The following is a 22,804-nucleotide window of genomic DNA, read 5'->3' as shown; positions in this document are numbered from 1 at the left end:
TGAAAGGTGTTAAACAGAAAGTTTTTTAGCAATATCTTCAACGTATTTTCTAAACTGTTTATCTGTTGAAGAAAGATTATCTACTGTTTTGCATGCGTGTAGTACGGTTGCGTGGTCACGTTTTCCAATTTGCGATCCAATACTTGCTAGCGATGCTTTTGTGAACTTTTTAGCAAAGAACATGGCTAATTGTCTAGCTTGTACAATATGGCGCTTTCTGGTTTTAGACTGTAATGTGTCTATATCCATTTGGAAATAGTCTGAAACTACTTTTTGGATGTAGTCAATAGAAACTTCTCGCTTCGTATTCTTAACAAATTTTTCAACAACTTGTTTGGCAAGCTCGATAGTAATTTCTTTTTTATTGAAAGACGATTGCGCTATTAATGAAATGATGGCACCTTCTAGTTCACGGACATTTGTTTTAATGTTCTTAGCAACATAATCGATAATGTCATCTGGCATTTCAACGCCATCGCGGTATAGTTTATTCTTTAGTATAGAAACTCTAGTTTCGAAATCTGGATGTTGTAATTCAGCAGAAAGACCCCATTTGAAGCGCGATAACAAACGTTGCTCTATATCTTGCATATCAACGGGTGCTTTGTCACTAGTTAAAATAACTTGTTTGCCGTTTTGGTGTAAATGGTTGAATATGTGGAAGAAAACATCTTGAGTTCCAGATTTCCCAGATAGGAACTGCACGTCATCAATAATTAAAACATCAATTATTTGATAAAAATGAATAAAATCATTTCTATTATTCTTTTTTACTGATTCTATATACTGCTGTGTGAATTTTTCTGCAGAAATGTATAAAACGGTTTTTTCAGGATATTTATCTTTAATATCAACTCCAATAGCATGCGCTAAGTGTGTTTTACCAAGACCAACCCCTCCAAAAACTAATAAAGGATTGAAAGATGTTCCACCTGGTTTGGCTGCTACTGCTAAACCAGCACTTCTAGCTAATCGGTTAGAGTCACCTTCTAGGAAATTTTCAAAACTATAATTTGGATTTAATTGAGATTCTATTTTTACATTTCTTATACCTGGTATAACAAATGGATTACGCAACTCTGGACTTTTATTGTTCAGCGGGATATCTACGTCTTGTGCTTTTACGGATGTTCGGTTTGAACTTGGAATTTTTTCGGTAAATGGTTGTTTGTTACCGTAAGTGTTTTCCATTTTAATAACGTAAACGAGCTTTGCTTTTTCTCCTAATTCTTTTGTTAATGAGACTTTAAGGATTTTTACATAGTGTTCTTCAAGCCATTCGTAGAAAAATTTACTAGGTACTTGAATACTTAATGCATTATCTGAAAGTTTAACCGCTTTAATAGGCTCAAACCAAGTTTTGTATGCTTGCGGCTGAATGTTATCCTTTATAAATTCAAGACAATTATTCCATACCGTTTGCGCAGTTACACTCATTAAATTTAATTTTCGGACTTGTTAGTTAGTTATAATAGTATGAGAATTGGCTTCTCAAAAATCCCCCCTTGTAAGGCTCGACAAATATGTGAACAAAATTCTTAAAAAAAAAATGATTTACTATTGAATTTTAAGAAATTTTTCCTCATGTTTAGCTTCTAGCCGAAACTACAAAAAAATATTCAATTGCACCTATGAAATTCGATGAAATACAAATAAGAGTGAGATACGGGGAAACCGACCAAATGGGAGTTGTATACCACGGTAACTACCCAATTTATCTTGAAATGGGACGAATTGAGTTGCTTCGTAAAATGGGCGTGTCTTACAAAAAAATGGAAGAAAATGGTATCATGCTTCCAGTAGTTTCATTGAGTTTAAACTATAAAAAATCAGCAGGTTACGACGATGTAATTAATGTAAAAACTCAACTTAAAAAACGACCTACCGTCAGGATTGAATTTGACTATGAAATCACTAATGAAGCAGGTGAAATTTTAACAACAGCAAGCACAACGTTGGTATTTATAGATATGAAAACGAATAAACCAACACGACCACCTAATTATATTATGGAAGCACTAGATAATTAGATTAAAGTTTTTTTATGTTTATTTCGAATAAATGATAGAAATTTTTAAAAACAGATGCTGCATCCTTTTTTCTTACTGATATTGTCATTTGACAATCCATCTCAAGTTTTTGATAGATTACATTTAGATTTCTTTCTTTTATGATGCGCATCACTTTATTCATATTCTTATAATCGAAAGAAATTAAATAATCAATATTAATAGTCTTTTCTATAATATTTGAAACTTCAAGCGCCATTTGAGCTGCAGTTTTATAAGCGTTTATTAATCCGCCAACACCCAATTTAACACCTCCAAAATAACGTACTACAACGATTAGGATGTTAGTAACTTCGAATGATTGTATTTGGCCATAAATTGGCATTCCAGCAGAATTATTAGGTTCACCGTCGTCGTTAGCTCGGTATGTAATAGTTTCGGTTCCTAATTGATAGGCGTAACACCAATGTCTTGCGGTATGATGTTCTTTTTTTAATTGTTCTAAATGTGATTTCACTTCTGCTTCATTATTGACAGGAAAAGCATAGCCGAAAAATTTACTATTCTTGTCCTTGAATAAAACAGGTTCGGTATTTGATGTTATTGTATTGTATGTGTCTTTTTCAGTCAATGATTCTAGAATAAATCGCTTTTTGTGTCATATAAATTTATAACATCTTGTGTTTTTGGGTCAATATACCAAGTTTTAATTCCTAGTGATTGCGCTCCATTTATATTATCTTGATTGTCATCAACAAAAAGACATTCACCTGCTTTAAGATTATTTTCATTCAAAACAAACTTAAAAATATCAAGATTGGGTTTTACCAGATTGATTTTATAAGATAAATAAAATGCATCAAAGCAATTTTTAAAATCTTCATAGAAAGACACATGCTTTTTAATCCAATTAATATGAAGCTCGTTCGTATTACTTAAAAGAATTAATTTTGTTTTAGACGATAGCTTTAGGGTTTTTAGAAAGGCTAATCGATATTTAGGAAAATCTTTCAGCATGAAATTCCATACATCTATAAAAGCTTTCTCCGAAACATGATCATATTTATTAGTTATATAAGACGTGAAAGCATCCGTTTTAATTAGTCCCTTTTCGTATTGTTCAAAAACTTCAAGAAGATCATTTGGAAGTGCTTCAATATCTAAGATTTTCGTAGCATTTTTATTGGCACCTTCAATATCTAAATTGATAAACACATTACCAAAGTCGAAAATGATTGCTTTAATCATTCTTATATGTTTTAAGAATATTGTCTTGTAATTGTTCTTCAGAAATTAACAAGCCAGAAAATTTGGGAGCTTTAGTTCCATTTCCAAAAGCCATATTTCCAATAAACACTCTAGCTTCATCCCAAAGGTTTAGATCAATAAAAGTTTGAAGCGTTTTTGCACCACCTTCGACAATTACAGAGTTTATATTTTCATAAAATAATAGGTCGCAAATTTGTTGTACTATATTCTTTGTAAAATTAATGTCCTTATTTGTAATTCTAATTGTTTTAGACTTCTTATTGAATACAGCTTGGTTGCTTGAGAGTCTTTCTTCTCTATCTAAAACAATCCTAGTAGGGTTTTCTCCAGTCCAATCTCGAACTGTTAAACTAGGATTGTCTGCAATAACGGTGTTTGTGCCTACTAATATGGCTTGCTCTTGAGCACGCCATTTATGAACTAATTGTCTGGATATGGTATTTGAAATCCATACTGGTTTTTGTTCTTTTTTTGATACTGGAGCTATGAATCCATCCTTAGTTTCTGCCCATTTCAATATAATATAAGGACGTTTTTTATTATGAAATGTAAAAAAACGTTTGTGATGTGCTTTGCATTCTTCCTCTAAAACATTTTTAATCACATGGCAACCAGCTCTCCTGAGTTTTTCGATACCCTTACCAGCTACCTTTTCATTGTCATCAATACAACCAATAACAACCTTAGGTATTTTATGTTCTATTATTAAGTTGCTACAAGGAGGTGTTTTTCCAAAATGTGAACATGGCTCTAGGGTCACATATAGTGTGGCATTTTTTAATAAATCTTTGTTTTTAACAGAATTTATAGCATTAACTTCGGCATGATTACCTCCGTACTTACTGGTAAAGCCTTCACCAATAATTTTACCTTCGTAAACTATAACACACCCAACCATTGGGTTAGGTCTTGTAATTCCTAAGCCATGTTTGGCTATTTCGATGCACCGTTTTATATAAGTTTCGTGCGTGTTCAATGTTACAGTTTAATTTTTACATCTTCAGTTTTATCAATATTATAAGTATATGAAAAACCAAATACCTTATATATAATATCACCTTTATACTGAACTTTCACTTTTCTACTAAATAGACTTCCAATCAAACCTCCAATACTTTTATTGCTAAAAATACTATCTGTTGGAATTTTGGTTTTAAGAGGAATTGAAAACTCTTTTTTTGCTGGAACTTTAAAGCTTTCGGTAGATACGCTAGCCATTTCATTGTCGTTCACAAAGACTTTTATTTCATCAGTTTTTAGTTCACCACCAATATCGTTAGGATTCACGAATAATGCGTCCGCGGTAAATGTGACATATCGAGAAGTAGATTCTAAAACTTTAATATTCTCAACACGAATAAATTGAGGTTTTTCTTTAACCGAACAACAAACGAATGAGATACATATTATTAATAATACTAAAGCTCTTTTCATGCGTTATTTTTTATTTCTGAATTTTATAAAATTTAAACTATTCTTAATACTATTAATTTTAATCGATTAAAATAATTAAAATTCAAGCTAGTTTCATTTCAAATATTTTTGATTTGGCGTATATTCACTAATTCAAAAATGCGATTTGAAGTGCGTAAAGATACTATAGTTATTCGAGAAATTGAACCCAAAGATAATGCCCAGATAGAGCAAATTATTAGGGCCTGTTTTCATGAATTTAAAATTCCATTAGAAGGAACTGCTTATGAGGATGAAGAAACACCACGAATGTACGAGTCCTATCAAAATAATAATGATATTTACTTTGTTTTGGATAATGATGGTGAAATTCTTGGAGGAGGAGGTGTTAAGCCATTAAGTGATTTTAATGAAGATGTTTGTGAAATTCAAAAAATGTATTTTTCTCCCAAAGTAAGAGGTAAGGGTTATGGCAAAAAGCTATTTGAAATGTGCATGCTAGCTGCGTCAGATTTGGGTTATAAACAGTGCTATCTGGAGTCTGCACCACAACTTAAAACAGCTATCCATATATATGAAAGTTATGGGTTTAAGCATTTAGAAAAATCTTTAGGTAATACTGGGCATTATTCGTGCGGCGTCTGGATGATAAGAGATTTATGAGAATAAAAGACATTCAAAACATATTTCATCAAAAATTAGATGCTATTTATGCAAAAGAAGAAGTTGATAGTTTTTTCTATCTACTAATTGATGAGTTCTATGAGATTACTAGAATTCAACTGGCTATAGATAACAAAATCGGCATTGATAATAATGAGGCAATTTTGAATGCACTGAATTTATTAATTAAAGAAAAACCCATACAATATATATTAGGTGAAACGGGATTTTACGGATTGCCTTTTAAGGTAAACGAAAATGTCTTAATACCAAGACCAGAAACTGAAGAGTTGGTTGCTTGGTTACTTAGTCAGGAGAACACGAAAGGAGCAATTAGAATTTTAGATATTGGCACAGGTAGCGGCTGCATTGCTATTTCTTTAGCTAAAAATTTACCTAACGCTAGTGTTTATGCTTTGGATGTAAGTTCTGATGCGCTACAAGTTGCCAAACAAAATGCTGTCTTAAATAATGTGAAAGTTCAATTTTCTGTGGTCGATATTTTGAATACTAATGCAGTATTTAAAAATTTGAAGTTTGATGTTATAGTATCTAACCCACCGTATGTGCGTGAAAAAGAAAAACAGTTAATGAAAGCTAATGTGCTTGATAATGAGCCACATTTAGCATTATTTGTAAAAGATAATAACCCATTGTTGTTTTATGAAGCCATTACTAGGTTTGCAGTTGATAATTTAACTGAAACAGGGGTGTTATTTTTTGAAATCAATGAGTATCTTGGTAGCGATATGATTAGGCTATTAAAGAATAACAATTTTAAAGAAATAGAGTTGAAACAAGATATCTTTAAAAAAGATAGAATGATAAAAGCTAATAGAGTTTAATGACTATAGAGCAACAAATACAAAACCTGCGTAATGAATTGCGAGAACATAACTACAACTATTATGTTCTTGATAACGCCACCATTTCAGATTATGAATTCGATATAAAGCTGAAAGCACTTCAAGACCTTGAAGCTAAATATCCTGAATTTTTCGATTCAAATTCACCAACACAACGTGTGGGTGGTGCTGTTACTAAGAATTTTGAGACTATAAAGCATGAGCACCGCATGTATTCTTTAGATAATTCTTATTCAAAAGAAGATCTACAAGATTGGGAAACAAGAATAAAGAAATTAGTAGATGGTGATATTCAATATACTTGTGAATTAAAATATGACGGAGCTTCGATAAGTTTAACTTATGAAAATGGCGTTTTATTGAAAGCTGTTACTAGAGGTGATGGATTTCAGGGAGATAATGTGACTGCTAATGTAAAAACTATTAAATCGGTACCGCTAAAATTAAAAGGTGATTTTCCTTCGAAATTTGATATACGTGGCGAAATTGTACTTCCTTTTGATGGTTTTAATAAAATGAATGAAGAGCGCATTGAAATTGGAGAGGAGCCTTATAGAAATCCAAGAAACACAGCTTCCGGAAGTTTAAAATTACAAGATAGTGCCGAAGTTGCAAAACGACCGTTGGAATGTCTGCTTTATAATTTAACGGGATCAAATTTAGGTATTAACACGCAGTTTGAAAGTTTAGATAAAGCCAGAGCATGGGGTTTTAAAGTTCCTAATGCTGCTAAATTGGTTAATTCAATTGATGAGGTTTTAGAATTTGTAGAATATTGGGATACACGAAGACACAACTTGCCTTATGAAACAGATGGAGTTGTTGTAAAGGTAAACGAAATACAGCAGCAAGAGGAGTTGGGTTATACGGCTAAGGCGCCGCGTTGGGCCATGGCTTATAAGTTTAAGGCAGAACGAGTTTCAACTAAATTAAATACGATAACGTATCAAGTAGGAAGGACAGGAGCTATAACACCAGTGGCAAATTTAGAACCTGTAGAGCTAGCAGGAACAACCGTTAAACGAGCATCTTTGCATAATGCCGATCAAATAGAAAAGTTAGATATTAGGGAAGGAGATATGGTTTATGTTGAGAAAGGAGGGGAAATTATTCCAAAGATTTTGGGAGTAGATTTAGATAAGCGCTCAATAGATTCCACACCAACTATATATCTTACCCATTGTCCAGAATGCGAAACAGAACTTGTTAGACAAGAAGGTGAAGCCCAGCACTATTGTCCTAATTATAATGGCTGTAATCCGCAAATAATTGGTAGAATTCAACATTTTATTTCAAGAAAAGCAATGGATATCGATGGCTTAGGAAGTGAAACGGTTGCGTTATTGGTAAATGAAGGTTTGATTTCTAATTATTCTGATTTGTATGAACTAACTAAAGAGCAAGTAGTTCCTTTAGAGCGAATGGCAGATAAAAGTGCTGATAATTTAATTAAAGGTATAGAACAATCAAAAAATATTCCTTTTGAGCGCGTTCTATTTGCATTAGGTATCCGTTATGTAGGAGAAACAGTAGCGAAGAAATTAGCGAAACATTATAAAACTATAGATGCTATTGCAAATACTTCTCAAGAAGATTTAGTTAATGTGGATGAAATTGGAATAAAAATAGCCGAAAGTGTTAATGCTTTTTTTAGTTCAGAAGAAAACAATGAAATTATTAAAAGGTTGAAAGGATTTGATGTCCAACTGGAAATGTCTGCAGAACAGCTCTTAGGTCAAACAAATATTCTTCAAGGCGATATAATAGTTGTGACCGGCGTGTTTGAATCTATTTCAAGAAATGAGCTAAAAAAACTGATTGAGGATAATGGTGGTAAGATAAGTAGTTCAATTTCTTCTAAGACAAGCTATATTGTTGCTGGTAATAATATGGGGCCAAGTAAAAAGGAAAAAGCAGAAAAGCTTGACATAGTATTAATTAATGAGTATGAATTCTTACAAAAATTAAAATAATTTAAAAAAATATCGATAAAAAGTATTTATTTATCGTTTAATTGTAATATTTTTTTATATTTGTTGCTCAAACTAATAAACTCTAGTTATGAGCATATCAAAAATCTTATTTGGTTTTATCATACTTTTATGTATGTTTTTTGCTGTATTTGAATTTAGCGATATGTCCTGGTTGGCTGTATTTTCTAGGGGGCTTATTGTACCATCAATCACGGCACTCTTTATTATTAACTACAAACCAAAACTTTGTTGTTTTGCCTTGTTTTTAATTCTTTTCTCAGTAGCAGAATTGTTATCTATATCTGACATATTACCTATTGTTTCAAAAAACGTACCTTATTCTTTTTTATATTATGCATGTAACGGTTTGTATGCTTTAGCATATTCTGTTTTATTTTATAATATTATCAAGTCATTAAATTTTAAAATAGTCGTAAGAAACTTTTTTGTACACCTATTAGTTTTAGGGTTATTAAACGGGTACTTGCTATATGTACTTTTCAAGATTGTGAGTCCTTATATAGTGGTTACAGGAGAAATTGTTGTAGAATCCACTTACACCATAGCTATTCTACTAGTACTTTCTGCTTCACTGATTAATTTTCTTTATAAAGATTCACAAAAATCATTATTAATGTTCTTAGGATCTCTTAGTATTGTTTTTTCGGAAGTAATTCAAATAGCTTATTTGTATATTTCATCTAAAATTCTCTTAGATATATTCTATACAATGCTTATGGTAATTGCCTTCTATTTATTTTATAAGCAGGCCACATTAAGTGAAGAAGAGACGACCATTTTATCGGGTAATGAGGTTTTTAAATAGCTATAATTTTAAGAAAGGAATATCTTTTTTAAACTGATAAAGAATTATAGCAGATAAAATAAAAGTAACTACCGCTGTTAAAAATAATAATCCGCCATCTCCATTTATTTCTATTCCAAGCATGGTTAAATGCATCATGATGGCGCCACCTAAAACACCCAAAGTCAATAAGGCGCCTGCCCAAACTGTTTTTGGTATTAGCAATAAGATACCCGCAATAAGTTCTAATAGGCCTATACCAATTCTTCCAAAAGGTTCGAGTCCAACTTGTTCAAAAATATAGACACTATCTGGATGCGCAGTAAATTTAAATCTAAGTGTCTGAATTAAAATTAGAGCAACTATTATTCTAAGTGCCAGAAGTATGTTTTTTTTCATGGTAAGCTATTTTACAATGCCTTAGACGAAGTAAATCTTAGTACTTTTCAAAAAGAGTAAAAAAATTAAACAATAATGGAAGTTCCGTTTGCAGATTTGTTTTTATCAGAATCAAAATAAAAATCTATCTTTCCTAAATTAATACCGTAACACCCAACTTGATTTACTAGCATACTCTGATTGTCAATATTTTTTACAATGGTTGGTTTCGGCAAAAAAGTATGCGTGTGGCCACCTATTATTAAGTCTATGTTTTTAGTAAGCGATGCGAGTTTTAAATCACTTATTTTATTTGGATTATTTCGATAATGATAGCCTAAGTGTGATAAGCAAATTATTAAATCACATTGCTTATCAACTTTTAGTATTCTAGTCATTTCTTGCGAAGCTTCAACGGGATCTAAATATTTTGTTTCCTTAGACAAAGAGGGGTCAACAAGTCCTTTTAACTCAATTCCTAAACCAAAAACTCCAATTTTAATACCATCCTTAATAAATATTTTATAGGGTTTGGTATGTGTATCCATTATTGTGTTTGAGAAATCGTAATTGGCCGAAACGAATTCAAAATCTGCATAAGGTAATTGCGCATAAAGTCCATCTATTCCATTATCAAAATCATGATTACCAATTGTGGCTAAATCATATTTTAGTTTACTCATAAGCTTAAATTCTAACTCACCTCCATAGTAGTTAAAATATGGTGTGCCCTGAAAAATATCACCTGCATCCAATAATAGAGTGTGCGCATTTTCTTTTCTTATGGACTCAATGAGACTTGCTCTTCTAGCAACACCGCCTTTATTGGCATTTCTCCCATCCTCTGGACCAAAAGCGTCAATATGACTATGAACGTCGTTTGTATGTAGAATAGTTATTTTCTTTTTAGATTTTAAATTTGTAAAAGACTGTAGGCCAATACCTCCTATAGCTATGGCAGCAGTTCCAGAAACGGTTCTTTGAATAAAATCTCTACGTCTCATTTTGAATTATTTAATTTGGATAAATCTATCATCAATAACTGGGTTAATAGTATCAACCTTTTTTAAATGGTCTATCAACGCATTTCGTATTTTGTAGTTAAGAACATACAAGCTATCATTAGGTTTAAAGAACGTCATACGATCCCCGCCATTATATAAAAAATCATTTGTGCAAACATAATATGTGGCATTTGGGTCTATACTTTTTCCTTTAATTGTGGCGTCTATAACTTCAAAGTCTTTATCAAGAACGAGCTTTATTTTAGAGATTGGATGCGCTCGTTTAGCAGCTTTTAAATAATTAACCAGACTATCAATTTGATTACTTTTCAAAGCAACAACAACTATACTGTTTTCAAAAGGCATTATTTCAAAAGCTGTTCTTGTTTTGAGATTACCTTTAGAAATAATAGAACGGATTCCCCCATGATTTAATAAAACAAAATCAATGTCATGCCCTGTTCTTTTTTTAAATATTGGGTTAGCTTCTTCATAAACAGCATCTGCCATAAAATTACCGATAGCTGTATTTAAATGGCCATCTGTTTTAGAATAAGTTTCGGGCGCATATGCAAGAACGCTGTCTAAATCTTTTTCAATATGACTCCTAAATGGCGCTATAAATGCTTCAATTTCAGAATTCGTTTCTAAGCTGTCTGAAATTTCAATTTTTTTACCTTCAATTTCAACAAGATGAAGTTTTTCATTTTTACAGTTTAAAAAAAACAAAAAATATAACAAAAAAAAGAAATGTGTAATCCTCATATATTATACGAATAATTTGAAAGTACTTTTGTTACCTTTGCGGAAAGTATAAATATAAATGATTTTAAAGGGTTTTAAAGAAAAATCTAATAAAAAGTATTTAAACAAAATACTATCTAAACGTCATGTTTATGTGGATGATAGTAAAATAAAAAGTTTAGGGGTTATTTTAAATATTGATGAGGTTGATGACTTTGAGCGTTTTCGAAATTTAGCCACTTATATTAAAGTACGCCCTAATAGATTAAAAGTGATTGCTTTTTCACCAACAAAGAGTGAAAAACCTAATTTTTGGGAGGTGTGCTTCAATCCAAAAGACATAGGTTGGAAAGGAGCAATTAAAAATATTGAATTACAATCGTTTCTTGATACACCTTATGATGCATTAATAAGTTATTACACAAGCGACGATTTAGAATTAAAATTATTATCTGGATTGTCTAAAGCAAAATTTAAAGTTGGGATTTTGCAAACAGACCCTCGACTTAATGATTTAATTATAAAAACTAATTTGAACGAATTTAAAGTATTTAAAAAAGAACTTTTTAAGTACCTAACTATATTAAACAAAATTTGAAATGAATAGTAAGTTCATTGGAACCGGAGTTGCTTTAGTTACACCGTTTAAATCCGATTTAACTATCGATCACGATGCTTTAGCTAATATCGTTAATTTTAATATTGAAAATGGGACCGATTACCTAGTTATTTGTGGTACAACTGGTGAAAGCGTAACGCTTAACAAAGAGGAAAAGAAAGCTGTAATTAAAACAATTATTGAAGCAAATAATGGTCGAGTGCCAAATGTTTTGGGTATTGGAGGAAATAATACAGCTAATATTATTGAAGAAATTAGATCTACTGACTTTAGCAGTATAGATGCTATTTTATCGGTATCACCGTATTATAGCAAGCCTACACAGGAAGGAATTTATCAACATTTTAAAGCAATTTCTGAAGCATCACCAATTGATATAATTTTATATAATGTTCCAGGTAGAACTTCAAAAAATATAGAGCCAGATACGACGTTAAGATTGGCAAGAGATTTTGGCAACGTAATTGCCGTAAAAGAAGCTGGTAATAATGTATCACAATATCTAAAATTAATTAAGAACAAACCAGAAGATTTCCTTGTTATTTCTGGAGATGATGATTTAGCTTTAAGTGTTGTATTGGCTGGTGGTGCAGGTGTTATTTCTGTTATCGGACAGGCTTTTCCAAGCGAGTTTTCTAAAATGATTCGTTTAGGTTTAGAAGGTGATCCTAAATCGTCTTTCGATATACATTTTAAGTTAATGGATGTGGTTGAATATATTTTCGAAGAAAATAATCCAGCAGGTATTAAAGCAGTATTCGAGGCGCTTAATTTATGTCAAGACACTGTTCGATTACCACTTGTTCCAGCATCAAAACGATTAAAAGAGAATATTAAGCGTTTTGTAACTGAATTTAACTAATGTTAAATATAACTTAAACCTAGTGTTTACTGTATTCCAACAATTATTTTAGTGGCAAAATTATATTTTTAAAATCCATAATAATAACTTAATTTTGCATCCTGTTTTAAATCTATGAAAAAATCTCTGTACATATTATTGGCATTCATCGTGTTAAGTTCATGTAGTGAATATCACAAAGTATTAAAAGCTGAAGAAATTGCTCCTAAGTTTAAAATGGGGGAAGATCTTTATAATGAAGGTAAATATGCTAAAGCTAATAGATTGTTTGCTCAAATAGTACCTAATTATAGAGGGAAGCCACAGGCTGAAAAACTCATGTATTTGTATTCTAATTCATTTTATAAAATGAATGATTATTATGTGGCAGGTTATCAGTTTGAGCGTTTTGCATCAAGTTATCCTAAAAGTGAAAAGTTAGAAGAAGCTTCATTCTTAAGTGCTAAGAGTTATTATATGCTATCGCCCGCTTATACGAAAGATCAGAAGGAAACAAAAGAAGCTATTGAAAAACTTCAAAATTTCATCAACTTATTTCCTGATTCTGAATATTTAAAAGAAGCCAGTGATTTAGTTCAAGAATTAGATTTTAAATTAGAAAAGAAGGCATATAGTATTGCTAAACAGTATAATCACATATCAGATTACCCAGCATCGATCAAATCATTTGATAATTTTATATTTGAATTCCCAGGATCTTCATTACGCGAAGATGCCTTATATTATAAGCTAGATTCTTCGTTTAAACTTGCTGTTAACAGTGTAGAAAGTAAAAAGGAAAACCGTTTAAAAGAAGCAAAAATTACTTGTAATACATTTATAAAGACCTATAAAACTTCCGAACATATTGAAGATGTAAATAATATGGCGGTCAAAATAGATAACGAATTAAAAAATTATAGCAATAAAAGCTAATACACATGAAGATAGATTTAAAAAAAACCACGGCTCCTGTTAATACAGTAACTTACGACAGAAATCAAGTCGATGAATTAACGGACAATATCTATGAGTCAATCTCAATTATCTCTAGGCGTGCCGAGCAAATTAACACAGAGATTAAAAAAGAGTTAATCGATAAGTTAGAAGAATTTGCTACTTATAATGATAGTCTTGAAGAAATTTTTGAAAACAAAGAACAGATTGAAGTTTCTAAGTTTTATGAAAAATTACCAAAACCTCATGCGTTAGCAGTTCAGGAATGGTTAACAGATAAAATTTATTTTAGAAATACTGAGGAAGATTCTCAGGAATAATATTTATGAGTTTATTAAGCGGCAAGAACATACTATTAGGCATAAGTGCTGGTATAGCCGCTTATAAAACCGCTTCATTAGTAAGGCTATTTATAAAATCGGGTGCCAACGTAAAAGTTGTGATGACACCATCTTCAAAAGATTTTATTACGCCATTAACATTATCGACACTTTCTAAAAACCCAGTTTATTCATCTTTCACAAATGAAGATGATGACAATGCTGTTTGGAATAATCATGTAGATTTAGGCCTGTGGGCGGATTTATTTATAATTGCACCAGCCACAGCAAATACTTTGTCTAAAATGGCAAATGGCGTTTGTGATAATTTACTTTTAGCAGCCTATTTATCTGCTAAATGCCCCGTTTATTTTGCGCCAGCTATGGATCTAGATATGTACAAGCATGAGAGTACACTAAGATCTTTTAAGATTTTAAAAAGTTACGGAAACATAATGATTCCAGCAACAAAAGGGGAGTTGGCAAGTGGATTAGTTGGAGAAGGAAGAATGGCTGAACCCGAAGATATTGTTGCCTTTATTGAAGACGATATGTTGCATAAATTACCACTTCGCGGAAAGAAAGTGCTTATAACTGCAGGTCCAACTTACGAAGCTATTGACCCCGTTAGGTTTATAGGGAATCATTCAAGTGGTAAAATGGGTTTTGAAATTGCTAAAGCATCTGCAAACTTGGGAGCAGAAGTCATTTTAGTTACAGGACCAACGCATCAACAAATAGCACATAAGTTAATTAATATAATACCTGTAGTCGGGGCTCAAGAAATGTACGATGCTGTACATCAATATTTTAAAGATGTTGATATAGCTGTACTTTCGGCGGCTGTTGCAGATTTTAGACCAAAGGAAGTAGCTACTCAGAAAATAAAAAAGAAAGAAATCACATTAACATTAGAGTTAGAAAAAACAAAAGATATTTTAGCTTCGCTAGGTCAAATTAAAACAAAGCAGTATATAGTTGGGTTTGCTTTAGAGACTAATAATGAACTTGAAAATGCAAAAGGCAAACTAAAAAAGAAGAATTTAAATTTAATTGTTTTAAATTCGTTAAATGACAAAGGCGCTGGTTTTAAAACAAACACAAACAAAGTTACTTTCATTGATAATAAAGATATTGTAACCGAGTTTGAGTTAAAAACAAAGACCGAAGTCGCTCAAGATTTAATAAGTTATATCTTAAAACAGATTCATGCGTAACATTTTTTATATTCTTTTATTGTGTTTTAGTATTGGCAGTTTTTCTCAAGAATTAAATTGCAATGTAGTTGTAAATGCGCAACAAACAGGAAACGAAAACCTCACCATTTTTAAGAATTTAGAGAAGCAGTTAACGGAGTTTGTTAATAATACTAAATGGACAAACAGATCGTTTGAACCGCAAGAATTAATAGACTGTAGTATGGTAATAACTATAACAGACTATAGTGGTGAAGCTTTTCAAGGCTCTATTCAAGTGCAATCATCAAGACCCGTTTATGGATCTTCATTTAATACACCAATTTATAATTTTAATGATAGAGATTTTTCATTTCGATATTTAGAATTTCAAAATTTGATATATAATCCAACGCAATTTTCATCTAATTTAATTTCGGTTTTGGCGTTTCATGTTAATATGGTTTTGGCATTAGATGGTGATTCTTTCTCAAAAAATGGTGGAGATGTCTACTACAAGCAAGCACAAACTATTGTTAATTATTCACAGCAAGAAAATTTTAAAGGTTGGAAGTTAGAAGATGGTTTACAAAGTAGATTTGCCTTAATTGATAATGTTTTGTCACCAACTTTTGCCGCTTACCGAGATGTAATGTATAGTTACCATAGAGAAGGTCTAGACCTTATGAGTGAGAATGCAAAAAAAGGAAAAGAGGAAATTGCTAGTTCATTAAAGATGTTTGAGGCAATGAATAGTCGACGACCAAACTCATTTTTGCTGCGTACCTTTTTTGATTCTAAGGCAGAAGAAATTGAACAAATATTTACGGATGGACCTAATGTAAATATAGCTAGTGTGAAAGAAACACTGCAAAAAGTGGCGCCAACACATTCAAGTAAGTGGAGGAACATTAAGTTCTAAGAAACCTTCCTTTTAAATCTCGTTTTAGTATATTTATTTTTCTAATATAGAACTATAGTGCTTACATCATTATCTATAAAAAACTACGCCTTAATTGATTCACTTCAAGTAGATTTCAACAATGGTTTTTCTATTATTACAGGAGAAACTGGAGCTGGAAAATCGATACTTTTGGGTGGGCTATCATTAATATTAGGAAAACGCGCCGATTTAAGTAGTATAAAAGACGATACAAAGAAGTGTATTATTGAGGCAGTTTTTAATATTACAAATTATAATCTTCAGTCGCTTTTTGAAATTGAAGATTTAGATTATGAAACTCACACTATTATTAGAAGAGAGATTTTACCATCAGGTAAGTCAAGAGCATTTGTTAACGACTCGCCAGTTAATTTAAACAGTTTGCAAATTTTAGGTGAGCGATTAATCGATATTCATTCTCAACATCAAACTTTACAAATTGTTAGTAACGATTTTCAATTTCAAGTTATTGATGCGTTGGCTAATAATGAAGAACATTTGGAGTATTATTCAAAAGAATTAAAACTCCGTAAAACCCTTCAAAAGGAATTGAAGGAACTTGAAAATTTTCAGTCTGAAGCCATAAAAGAACATGACTATAATACATTTTTATTGAATGAACTTACTGAAGCTAATCTAATTGAAGGTGAACTTGAATTACTTGAACAAGAGTATGAAACATTAAATAATGTTGAAGACATTAAAGAAAGTCTTTCGGAGTCTTATAAACTATTTAGTGACGAACAAATAGGCGTTATTACAGTCTTAACAACTTTGAAAAATAATTTTCAGAAGCTAAGCACAATATCATCTAGATACGAAGATTTACATCATAGGATAAATAGCAGTTTAATTGATTTGGATGACATTTTTAGCGAAATAGATTTGTTACAAGAAAGCTTAGAAGCCAATCCAAATAGATTAGAGGAAGTTAATTCTAAATTGCAAATTATAAATAATTTATTGCTTAAGCATGCATGTCGTGAAGTTTCAGAATTAATTGTTATTCGTGATGCATTAGTTGAAAAAGTTTCTGTTGCTCAAAATTTAGACGAAACTATACAGAAAAAAGAATTAGCCATTTCAGAAAAGGAATTGAAACTTAATAAGCTTTCACAAGAAATTCATAATAAACGATCTAAAGCCATTCCTAAGTTAAAAGAACAATTAGAAGTTATTTTAGCAGAGTTGGGCATGCCTAATGCACAATTTAAAATAGAAGTTTCACTTGGAGAAAGTTATTTTTATAATGGTAAGGATATATTGTCATTTTTGTTTTCTGCTAATAAAGGAGGCAATTTTAATGAACTAAAAAAAACTGCCTCTGGAGGTGAATTGTCAAGAATTATGTTGGCAATAAAATCTATTTTATCAAATTATATTCAATTACCTACTATCATGTTCGACGAGATAGATACGGGTGTTTCTGGAGAAATATCGAATAAAATGGCTGATATCATGTTGCATATGAGTAAGAGCATTCAGGTTTTTTCAATTACACATTTACCACAGATAGCAGCAAAAGGACATTCGCACTTTAGAGTTTATAAAGAAGATGTTCATGGCTTAACAACTACAAAACTTGAAAAATTGGATTACGATGAACGAATTGTGGAAATTGCACAAATGCTTGGAGGAACAAATATATCATCATCAGCTATTGCCCACGCTAAAGAATTGCTGAATTAATTACTATCTTTGGGTGCTAATTAACTAATAACTAATCAATATATAAATTACTGAGTATGTATAATTTATTAAAGGGAAAAAAGGGAATTATTTTTGGGGCATTGGATTCTAATTCAATTGCTTGGAAAACTGCAGAACGTGTGCATGAAGAAGGCGGTCAGTTCGTCTTAACAAACGCACCTGTTGCAATGAGAATGGGGCAAATTAATGAGTTAGCAGAGAAAACGGGTTCTCAAATTATTCCAGCCGATGCTACTTCAGAAGAAGATTTAAAAAATCTAGTAGAGCAATCTATGGAAATACTTGGAGGTAAAATCGATTTTGTTTTACACTCAATAGGAATGTCGATTAATGTTAGAAAAGGGAAGCACTATACAGATCAAAACTATGCATGGACGCAAAAAGGAACAGATGTTTCTGCAATGTCTTTTCATAAAGTAATGCAAACGCTATACAAAGCAGATGCTATGAATGAGTGGGGAAGTGTTGTTGCTTTGACTTATATGGCTGCACAACGTGTATTCCCAGATTATAATGATATGGCCGATAATAAAGCATATTTAGAAAGTATAGCGCGTAGTTTTGGTTATTTCTTTGGTAGAGATAAAAATGTACGCGTAAATACAATTTCGCAATCTCCAACACCTACTACTGCAGGTAGTGGTGTAAAAGGATTTGATGGTTTTATTGCTTATGCAGATAAAATGTCACCGCTTGGCAATGCTACAGCTCTTGATTGCGCTAACTATACCGTATCGCTTTTTAGTGATTTAACTAAACGAGTAACATTACAAAACTTGTTTCATGACGGCGGGTTTAGTAATATGGGAGTAAGCGATGCAGTAATGAGTGCCTTTGTTGGAGAAGAATAAAATTAAATAAATATTGCAAAAAAGCCACCCATAAAACGGTGGCTTTTTTGTTACATTTGTGTTATGCAGCTAAAGTTTTCTTTTATTATTCCTGTTTATAATCGTCCCGACGAAATAAAGGAGTTATTACAAAGTTTTAGTGCCTTAAAAACGAATACAGCTTATGAAATTGTTATTGTAGAAGATGGTTCAAGTATCACATCCAAAGAAGTGGTAGAATTATTTAATAATGACCTCAATATTTCTTACTACTTCAAAGAAAATTCTGGGCCTGGAGACTCTAGGAACTTTGGAATGAAAAAAGCTAAAGGAAACTATTTTATTATTTTAGATTCCGATTGTATTTTGCCAGAGAACTATTTATCTGAAGTAGAGAAAAGTTTAACGGATACTTATGTCGATTGTTTCGGTGGTCCAGATGCGGCTCACGAATCCTTTTCTAATTTGCAGAAAGCCATTAATTTTTCAATGACTTCTTTTATTACTACTGGAGGAATTAGGGGTAATAAAAATAGTATAGATAGGTTTCAACCCCGAAGCTTTAATATGGGGCTTTCAAAAGAAGCTTTTAATGCATCAAATGGATTTGGATATATTCATCCTGGTGAAGATCCAGATTTGTCTATTAGACTTAGCAATTTAGGATATAAAACGAAGTTAATTCCAGCAGCTATTGTATATCATAAACGAAGAATATCATGGAGAAAATTCTATAAGCAGGTCAATAAATTTGGTCTGGTTAGACCAATATTAAACGCGTGGCATCCAAATACTAAAAAGCTTACTTATTGGTTTCCAACAGTTTTTATTTTAGGATTATTAATGGCGGTTTTATTATGGGTTATTAATTTTAAATGGTTGTTGATGGTTTATATATTGTATTTTTTAGTAGCCTTTTTATTGGCCTTAGTATCTACGAAGAATGTAATTGTTGCCATTTTGTCGTTAGTTGCAATTATTGTTCAGTTTTTCGGGTATGGATATGGCTTTTTAAAGTCAACATTAGTAATAAATATTTTTAAGAAGAAGGCTGAAATCTACTTCCCTCATTTGTTTTTTAAGAAGATATGATGAAAAATATTAGAAGTCAAATACTAGCTTTGATTAAGAGTAGAAAAATAAATATTTTTTTGCTGTTTTTATTGATGTCTTTTTTGATTTTGATGTTTACCAAATTATCAAAAAATTATACAAATACTTTAGCATTTAAAATTGAAAAAATTAATGTGCCAGAGGAAAATATCATTTTAAAGAATTCAGATTCAGTAGTAAATGTAACATTAAAAACGCATGGCTTCAAATGGTTGAATTATTATTTAAATAAACCTAAAATTACCATAGATTTCTCTAATGATGTTGAAGTTTTAAACTCCGTTTTTACTTGTGATAAGTCAGTTATTACATTTATTACAAATCGAAGTATATCGAATCAAGTAGAATTAATAAATGTCTCACCAAGCACATTAAAGTTCAATTTTGATGTTAATTTAGTAAAAAAAGTACCTGTAATATTAAATGCAGATATTTCATTTACACAAGGCTTTGATATTACTGATGAATATAAGTTAGAGCCGGATTCCATAAAAGTTATAGGTCCTCATTCACTTGCATCACAGTTTGAATATATAGAAACAGAGCTTATAAGTTTAAGAGATGTGAAGTCGGATATACAGAGCGAAGTTAAATTAAAATTACCAAATAATGGTATTAAGCTTTCAAGTGAGACTGTAGCATTGAATGCTGTTGTAGAAAAGTTTACCGAAGGGGTTGTTAAGGTTCCAGTAACTATATTAAATATCCCTGAAGGATTGTTGCTTAAATATTTCCCCAAAGAAGCAAATGTAACCTTTTATACAAGCTTAAATAATTTCAATAAGGTGAAAGCAAAAGATTTTAAGGTGGTTTGTGATTATAGTAAACTAGCTGAGAAACAATCTTTCTTACTACCGGAAATTAGAAAGAAATCTGAGTTTGCTAAGACAGTAAAGCTAAATCAACAACATATTGAGTTTATTATATTAGAATGACTATTGTAGGACTTACAGGAGGAATAGGAAGTGGTAAAACGACAGTGGCTAAGGTTTTTAAATCTTTAGGTGTTCCTGTTTATATTGCAGATATGGAAGCCAAAAAATTGATGCGTAAATCTAAAGTTATTAAGCGTAAATTATTAAAGTTGTTTGGAGAAGAAGCGTATGTCGATAGGAGTTTAAACAAACCTTTCATCGCAAAAATTATTTTCAATGATAAGGCTTATTTAGAAAAAATGAATACCATAATTCATCCAAAAGTCGCTAAACATTTTGATAAATGGTTGCTCAAGCAAAATGCACCTTATGTTATAAAAGAAGTTGCAATATTATTTGAAAATGATGGCTACAAAGCTTGCGATTTTGTTATTACTGTAACGGCTCCAGAGTCTTTAAAAATTGAGCGCTTACTTAAAAGAGATGTCACTACTGTAGAGGAAATTGAAGCTATCATGCAGAATCAATGGAGTGATGTCGAAAAGGTTAAATTATCCGATTATGTTATAGAAAACATAGACCTGAAAGATACTATTTCTCAAGTAGAAAACCTCCACTACATAATACTTGACAGACTGAGTTAGTCTTAATTTTAACATTTTTGTTAATGTAAGGTTAAATAATAAGTCCCCTAAATGTTAAAATGTTAATTTTGAATGATGAGCAAGAGAATATTTATCCTATTGGTTCTTTTAATGAGTTTGTCACTTATAGGAATCATATTCGTACAGGCTTATTATATTAAAGACGCTGTAAATAATGAGAAGGAGCGCTTTACGTTCAATGTCAAGAAGTCATTAACGTATGTTTCTAATCAGATTGAAAAGGACGAATTAGCTACTTATTTTCAAAAGTATCAAACCTTAGTTAACGAAAAAAAAGAAGCAGATTCAGTTTCGGTAGCACAGTTATTTATTTATCAGCAAAATAATGACACAAAACAAACACTTATATATAAAAGTGGTGTTTTAGAAGAAAACTATAAGTTGTCTTCATCGCTCTTTGACATTGGTTTAGATAGTATTAATATTAAAAACATTATTGGAAGTTCTAACACTGAAATTTATAACAATGTTGAATTTTCAGAAAAAGATTTAGATCAAGCACCCATATTAAATATTATTAATAATGGGAGTTTGAATGAAGCACAAAAATTAAGCTTTGAAAGAGATTTTAAAGCTATTTCTAAAAGAACACCGGTACATAAAAGGGTTTCTCAAGAGGAAGTAGATTTTTTACTTTCAAAAAAATTAAAAGAAAATGATATTGATATAGATTTTGAATTTGCTATTTACGGTAATGATTTAGCGACTAAGATACGCAGTGATGACTTTGAGTATAGTAAAGCTTCAACATTTAGTGTACCTATGTTTTATGATGAAAATAATGTGAGTAATTATAAATTACTCGTTAATTTTCCAGAAGATAGCAAGTTTATATTGTCTTCAATATTAGGCATGATTTTGTTGTCTGTTATTTTTACCTCAATTATTGTAATAGCCTATTCAAGTGCGTTATTTCAGTTAATTAAGCAGCGTAAAATATCACAGATTAAAACAGATTTCATTAATAATATGACGCATGAGTTTAAAACACCTATTGCTACAATTAATTTAGCATTAGATGCTATAAAAAATCCTAAGGTTATAGACGACAAAGTAAAAGTAATTCGTTATCTTAATATGATAAAAGATGAAAATAAGCGAATGCATGCGCAGGTTGAAAATGTATTAAGAATATCTAAACTCGATAAAAACGAACTAAACATTAGTAAGGATAGGGTTAAGTTACACGACTTAATTGTTGATGCTATAACACATGTTGAGCTTATGGTAGAAGACAAGCAAGGCTATATCAAAACGTATTTGAAGGCCGATAAATCGTCTATTTTGGCAAACGAAACACACTTTACCAATGTTGTAGTTAATATTTTAGACAACGCTATAAAATATTCACCCGATGCTCCGAAAATTGAAGTGTCAACAGAAAATGTTGGGACCAATATTATATTAAAAATAAAAGATCAAGGTAGTGGTATGAGTAAAACTGCAGCAAAACGTGCGTTCGAAAAATTTTATAGAGAGCACACAGGAAACATACATAATGTAAAAGGCCATGGTTTGGGCTTAGCTTATGTTAAACGGATAGTAGATGACCACCAAGGTTATGTATCCGTAGAAAGTGAAAAAGATAAAGGAAGTACTTTTACCATAAAACTTCCAATAATAACGTAGAAT

At 31.3% G+C, this 22,804-nt stretch carries 25 protein-coding genes; 17 read left to right on the top strand and 8 right to left on the bottom strand.

Features of this window, described 5'->3' with window-relative positions; translation table 11 throughout:
- Positions 1-9: 9 nt before the first annotated feature.
- Entirely contained in the window at positions 10-1,437 is a 1,428-nt protein-coding gene (gene dnaA / locus AC2D6V_RS13590) for a chromosomal replication initiator protein DnaA (protein ID WP_484649027.1), read from the bottom strand.
- A 194-nt stretch (positions 1,438-1,631) separates the two neighbouring features.
- Between dnaA and AC2D6V_RS13585 the strand changes: the two genes are divergently transcribed.
- Positions 1,632-2,030: an acyl-CoA thioesterase gene (locus AC2D6V_RS13585; protein ID WP_484649025.1), complete on the top strand. Its 399-nt coding sequence runs from the start codon at positions 1,632-1,634 to the stop codon at positions 2,028-2,030.
- Position 2,031: 1 nt separating this feature from the next.
- On the opposite strand, the gene AC2D6V_RS13580 is transcribed toward AC2D6V_RS13585, so the two are convergent.
- Genes AC2D6V_RS13580 through AC2D6V_RS13565 form a run of 4 tightly spaced genes read right to left on the bottom strand, consistent with a single transcriptional unit; the run spans position 2,032 to position 4,712 of the window.
- Positions 2,032-2,640, bottom strand: coding sequence for an IMPACT family protein (locus AC2D6V_RS13580; protein WP_484649020.1), 609 nt, complete (start codon positions 2,638-2,640; stop codon positions 2,032-2,034).
- A gap of 5 nt (positions 2,641-2,645) precedes the next feature.
- The gene (locus AC2D6V_RS13575) at positions 2,646-3,257 is read right to left on the bottom strand and encodes an HAD family hydrolase (protein WP_484649016.1); all 612 of its coding nucleotides are present in this window, start codon (positions 3,255-3,257) and stop codon (positions 2,646-2,648) included.
- The gene (gene ribD / locus AC2D6V_RS13570; RefSeq protein WP_484649013.1) at positions 3,250-4,254 is read right to left on the bottom strand and encodes a bifunctional diaminohydroxyphosphoribosylaminopyrimidine deaminase/5-amino-6-(5-phosphoribosylamino)uracil reductase RibD; all 1,005 of its coding nucleotides are present in this window, start codon (positions 4,252-4,254) and stop codon (positions 3,250-3,252) included. The genes AC2D6V_RS13575 and ribD overlap by 8 nt, the downstream gene beginning before the upstream one ends.
- Positions 4,255-4,256: 2 nt before the next feature.
- On the bottom strand, positions 4,257-4,712 hold the full coding sequence (locus AC2D6V_RS13565) for an LEA type 2 family protein (protein ID WP_484649008.1): 456 nt from the start codon (positions 4,710-4,712) through the stop codon (positions 4,257-4,259).
- Between the two features lie 150 nt (positions 4,713-4,862).
- Between AC2D6V_RS13565 and AC2D6V_RS13560 the strand changes: the two genes are divergently transcribed.
- From AC2D6V_RS13560 to AC2D6V_RS13545, 4 genes are all read left to right on the top strand, one after another.
- Positions 4,863-5,354: a GNAT family N-acetyltransferase gene (locus AC2D6V_RS13560; RefSeq protein ID WP_484649004.1), complete on the top strand. Its 492-nt coding sequence runs from the start codon at positions 4,863-4,865 to the stop codon at positions 5,352-5,354.
- Positions 5,351-6,199, top strand: coding sequence for a peptide chain release factor N(5)-glutamine methyltransferase (prmC, locus tag AC2D6V_RS13555; RefSeq protein WP_484648998.1), 849 nt, complete (start codon positions 5,351-5,353; stop codon positions 6,197-6,199). The genes AC2D6V_RS13560 and prmC overlap by 4 nt, the downstream gene beginning before the upstream one ends.
- On the top strand, positions 6,199-8,193 hold the full coding sequence (ligA, locus tag AC2D6V_RS13550) for an NAD-dependent DNA ligase LigA (RefSeq protein ID WP_484648996.1): 1,995 nt from the start codon (positions 6,199-6,201) through the stop codon (positions 8,191-8,193). Before prmC ends, ligA begins: the two co-directional genes overlap by 1 nt.
- Before the next feature lie 88 nt (positions 8,194-8,281).
- Entirely contained in the window at positions 8,282-9,019 is a 738-nt protein-coding gene (locus AC2D6V_RS13545; protein ID WP_484648992.1) for a hypothetical protein, read from the top strand.
- Here AC2D6V_RS13545 and AC2D6V_RS13540 read toward each other — a convergent pair whose 3' ends face one another.
- The 3 genes from AC2D6V_RS13540 to AC2D6V_RS13530 form a co-directional block, all read right to left on the bottom strand.
- Positions 9,020-9,397: a DoxX family membrane protein gene (locus AC2D6V_RS13540; RefSeq protein ID WP_484648989.1), complete on the bottom strand. Its 378-nt coding sequence runs from the start codon at positions 9,395-9,397 to the stop codon at positions 9,020-9,022.
- Positions 9,398-9,462: 65 nt separating this feature from the next.
- Positions 9,463-10,380 carry a bifunctional metallophosphatase/5'-nucleotidase gene (locus tag AC2D6V_RS13535; protein ID WP_484648986.1) on the bottom strand — a complete coding sequence of 306 codons (918 nt, stop codon included), beginning with the start codon at positions 10,378-10,380 and terminating at the stop codon, positions 9,463-9,465.
- A 6-nt stretch (positions 10,381-10,386) separates the two neighbouring features.
- Positions 10,387-11,109, bottom strand: coding sequence for a 5'-nucleotidase C-terminal domain-containing protein (locus AC2D6V_RS13530; RefSeq protein ID WP_484648984.1), 723 nt, complete (start codon positions 11,107-11,109; stop codon positions 10,387-10,389).
- Between the two features lie 94 nt (positions 11,110-11,203).
- Here AC2D6V_RS13530 and AC2D6V_RS13525 point away from each other — a divergent pair, with 94 nt between their 5' ends.
- The 12 genes from AC2D6V_RS13525 to AC2D6V_RS13470 all read left to right on the top strand — a co-directional run bounded on the left by AC2D6V_RS13525 (position 11,204) and on the right by AC2D6V_RS13470 (position 22,801).
- The gene (locus AC2D6V_RS13525) at positions 11,204-11,722 is read left to right on the top strand and encodes a DUF6913 domain-containing protein (protein WP_484648981.1); all 519 of its coding nucleotides are present in this window, start codon (positions 11,204-11,206) and stop codon (positions 11,720-11,722) included.
- A 1-nt stretch (position 11,723) separates the two neighbouring features.
- Complete coding sequence (dapA, locus tag AC2D6V_RS13520; protein WP_484648978.1) at positions 11,724-12,605, top strand: 4-hydroxy-tetrahydrodipicolinate synthase; 882 nt, start codon at positions 11,724-11,726, stop codon at positions 12,603-12,605.
- Positions 12,606-12,719: 114 nt separating this feature from the next.
- The gene (locus tag AC2D6V_RS13515; protein WP_484648975.1) at positions 12,720-13,520 is read left to right on the top strand and encodes an outer membrane protein assembly factor BamD; all 801 of its coding nucleotides are present in this window, start codon (positions 12,720-12,722) and stop codon (positions 13,518-13,520) included.
- A gap of 11 nt (positions 13,521-13,531) precedes the next feature.
- Complete coding sequence (locus tag AC2D6V_RS13510) at positions 13,532-13,861, top strand: DNA-directed RNA polymerase subunit omega (RefSeq protein ID WP_298238923.1); 330 nt, start codon at positions 13,532-13,534, stop codon at positions 13,859-13,861.
- 5 nt (positions 13,862-13,866) lie between these two features.
- Complete coding sequence (gene coaBC, locus AC2D6V_RS13505) at positions 13,867-15,078, top strand: bifunctional phosphopantothenoylcysteine decarboxylase/phosphopantothenate--cysteine ligase CoaBC (protein ID WP_484648970.1); 1,212 nt, start codon at positions 13,867-13,869, stop codon at positions 15,076-15,078.
- A complete protein-coding gene (gene porD / locus AC2D6V_RS13500) occupies positions 15,071-15,958 on the top strand; it encodes a type IX secretion system protein PorD (RefSeq protein ID WP_484648967.1) in 888 nt (295 codons plus the stop codon). Before coaBC ends, porD begins: the two co-directional genes overlap by 8 nt.
- A 57-nt stretch (positions 15,959-16,015) precedes the next feature.
- A complete protein-coding gene (gene recN / locus AC2D6V_RS13495) occupies positions 16,016-17,668 on the top strand; it encodes a DNA repair protein RecN (protein WP_484648964.1) in 1,653 nt (550 codons plus the stop codon).
- Positions 17,669-17,724: 56 nt separating this feature from the next.
- On the top strand, positions 17,725-18,540 hold the full coding sequence (locus AC2D6V_RS13490) for an enoyl-ACP reductase FabI (protein WP_484648959.1): 816 nt from the start codon (positions 17,725-17,727) through the stop codon (positions 18,538-18,540).
- Positions 18,541-18,603: 63 nt separating this feature from the next.
- On the top strand, positions 18,604-19,611 hold the full coding sequence (locus tag AC2D6V_RS13485; protein ID WP_484648956.1) for a glycosyltransferase family 2 protein: 1,008 nt from the start codon (positions 18,604-18,606) through the stop codon (positions 19,609-19,611).
- 92 nt (positions 19,612-19,703) lie between these two features.
- Positions 19,704-20,567 (top strand): CdaR family protein, encoded by an 864-nt coding sequence (locus AC2D6V_RS13480; RefSeq protein ID WP_484648953.1) that lies wholly within the window; start codon positions 19,704-19,706, stop codon positions 20,565-20,567.
- Positions 20,564-21,151 carry a dephospho-CoA kinase gene (gene coaE / locus AC2D6V_RS13475; protein ID WP_484648951.1) on the top strand — a complete coding sequence of 196 codons (588 nt, stop codon included), beginning with the start codon at positions 20,564-20,566 and terminating at the stop codon, positions 21,149-21,151. Before AC2D6V_RS13480 ends, coaE begins: the two co-directional genes overlap by 4 nt.
- Before the next feature lie 75 nt (positions 21,152-21,226).
- Positions 21,227-22,801, top strand: coding sequence for a sensor histidine kinase (locus AC2D6V_RS13470; RefSeq protein WP_484648948.1), 1,575 nt, complete (start codon positions 21,227-21,229; stop codon positions 22,799-22,801).
- Positions 22,802-22,804 lie beyond the last annotated feature (3 nt).

The sequence above is a fragment of the Algibacter sp. YIN40 genome (genome assembly GCF_057219435.1).
This window is presented reverse-complemented; position numbering and strand designations above follow the sequence as displayed.

Coding starts and splice junctions, on each gene's coding strand:
- dnaA (WP_484649027.1), bottom strand. CDS start 1,437: ATGAGTGTAACTGCGCAAACGGTATGGAATAATTGTCTTGAATTTATA.
- AC2D6V_RS13585 (WP_484649025.1), top strand. CDS start 1,632: ATGAAATTCGATGAAATACAAATAAGAGTGAGATACGGGGAAACCGAC.
- AC2D6V_RS13575 (WP_484649016.1), bottom strand. CDS start 3,257: ATGATTAAAGCAATCATTTTCGACTTTGGTAATGTGTTTATCAATTTA.
- AC2D6V_RS13565 (WP_484649008.1), bottom strand. CDS start 4,712: ATGAAAAGAGCTTTAGTATTATTAATAATATGTATCTCATTCGTTTGT.
- prmC (WP_484648998.1), top strand. CDS start 5,351: ATGAGAATAAAAGACATTCAAAACATATTTCATCAAAAATTAGATGCT.
- ligA (WP_484648996.1), top strand. CDS start 6,199: ATGACTATAGAGCAACAAATACAAAACCTGCGTAATGAATTGCGAGAA.
- AC2D6V_RS13545 (WP_484648992.1), top strand. CDS start 8,282: ATGAGCATATCAAAAATCTTATTTGGTTTTATCATACTTTTATGTATG.
- AC2D6V_RS13540 (WP_484648989.1), bottom strand. CDS start 9,397: ATGAAAAAAAACATACTTCTGGCACTTAGAATAATAGTTGCTCTAATT.
- AC2D6V_RS13535 (WP_484648986.1), bottom strand. CDS start 10,380: ATGAGACGTAGAGATTTTATTCAAAGAACCGTTTCTGGAACTGCTGCC.
- AC2D6V_RS13525 (WP_484648981.1), top strand. CDS start 11,204: ATGATTTTAAAGGGTTTTAAAGAAAAATCTAATAAAAAGTATTTAAAC.
- dapA (WP_484648978.1), top strand. CDS start 11,724: ATGAATAGTAAGTTCATTGGAACCGGAGTTGCTTTAGTTACACCGTTT.
- AC2D6V_RS13515 (WP_484648975.1), top strand. CDS start 12,720: ATGAAAAAATCTCTGTACATATTATTGGCATTCATCGTGTTAAGTTCA.
- coaBC (WP_484648970.1), top strand. CDS start 13,867: ATGAGTTTATTAAGCGGCAAGAACATACTATTAGGCATAAGTGCTGGT.
- porD (WP_484648967.1), top strand. CDS start 15,071: ATGCGTAACATTTTTTATATTCTTTTATTGTGTTTTAGTATTGGCAGT.
- AC2D6V_RS13490 (WP_484648959.1), top strand. CDS start 17,725: ATGTATAATTTATTAAAGGGAAAAAAGGGAATTATTTTTGGGGCATTG.
- AC2D6V_RS13485 (WP_484648956.1), top strand. CDS start 18,604: ATGCAGCTAAAGTTTTCTTTTATTATTCCTGTTTATAATCGTCCCGAC.
- AC2D6V_RS13480 (WP_484648953.1), top strand. CDS start 19,704: ATGTTTACCAAATTATCAAAAAATTATACAAATACTTTAGCATTTAAA.
- coaE (WP_484648951.1), top strand. CDS start 20,564: ATGACTATTGTAGGACTTACAGGAGGAATAGGAAGTGGTAAAACGACA.
- AC2D6V_RS13470 (WP_484648948.1), top strand. CDS start 21,227: ATGAGCAAGAGAATATTTATCCTATTGGTTCTTTTAATGAGTTTGTCA.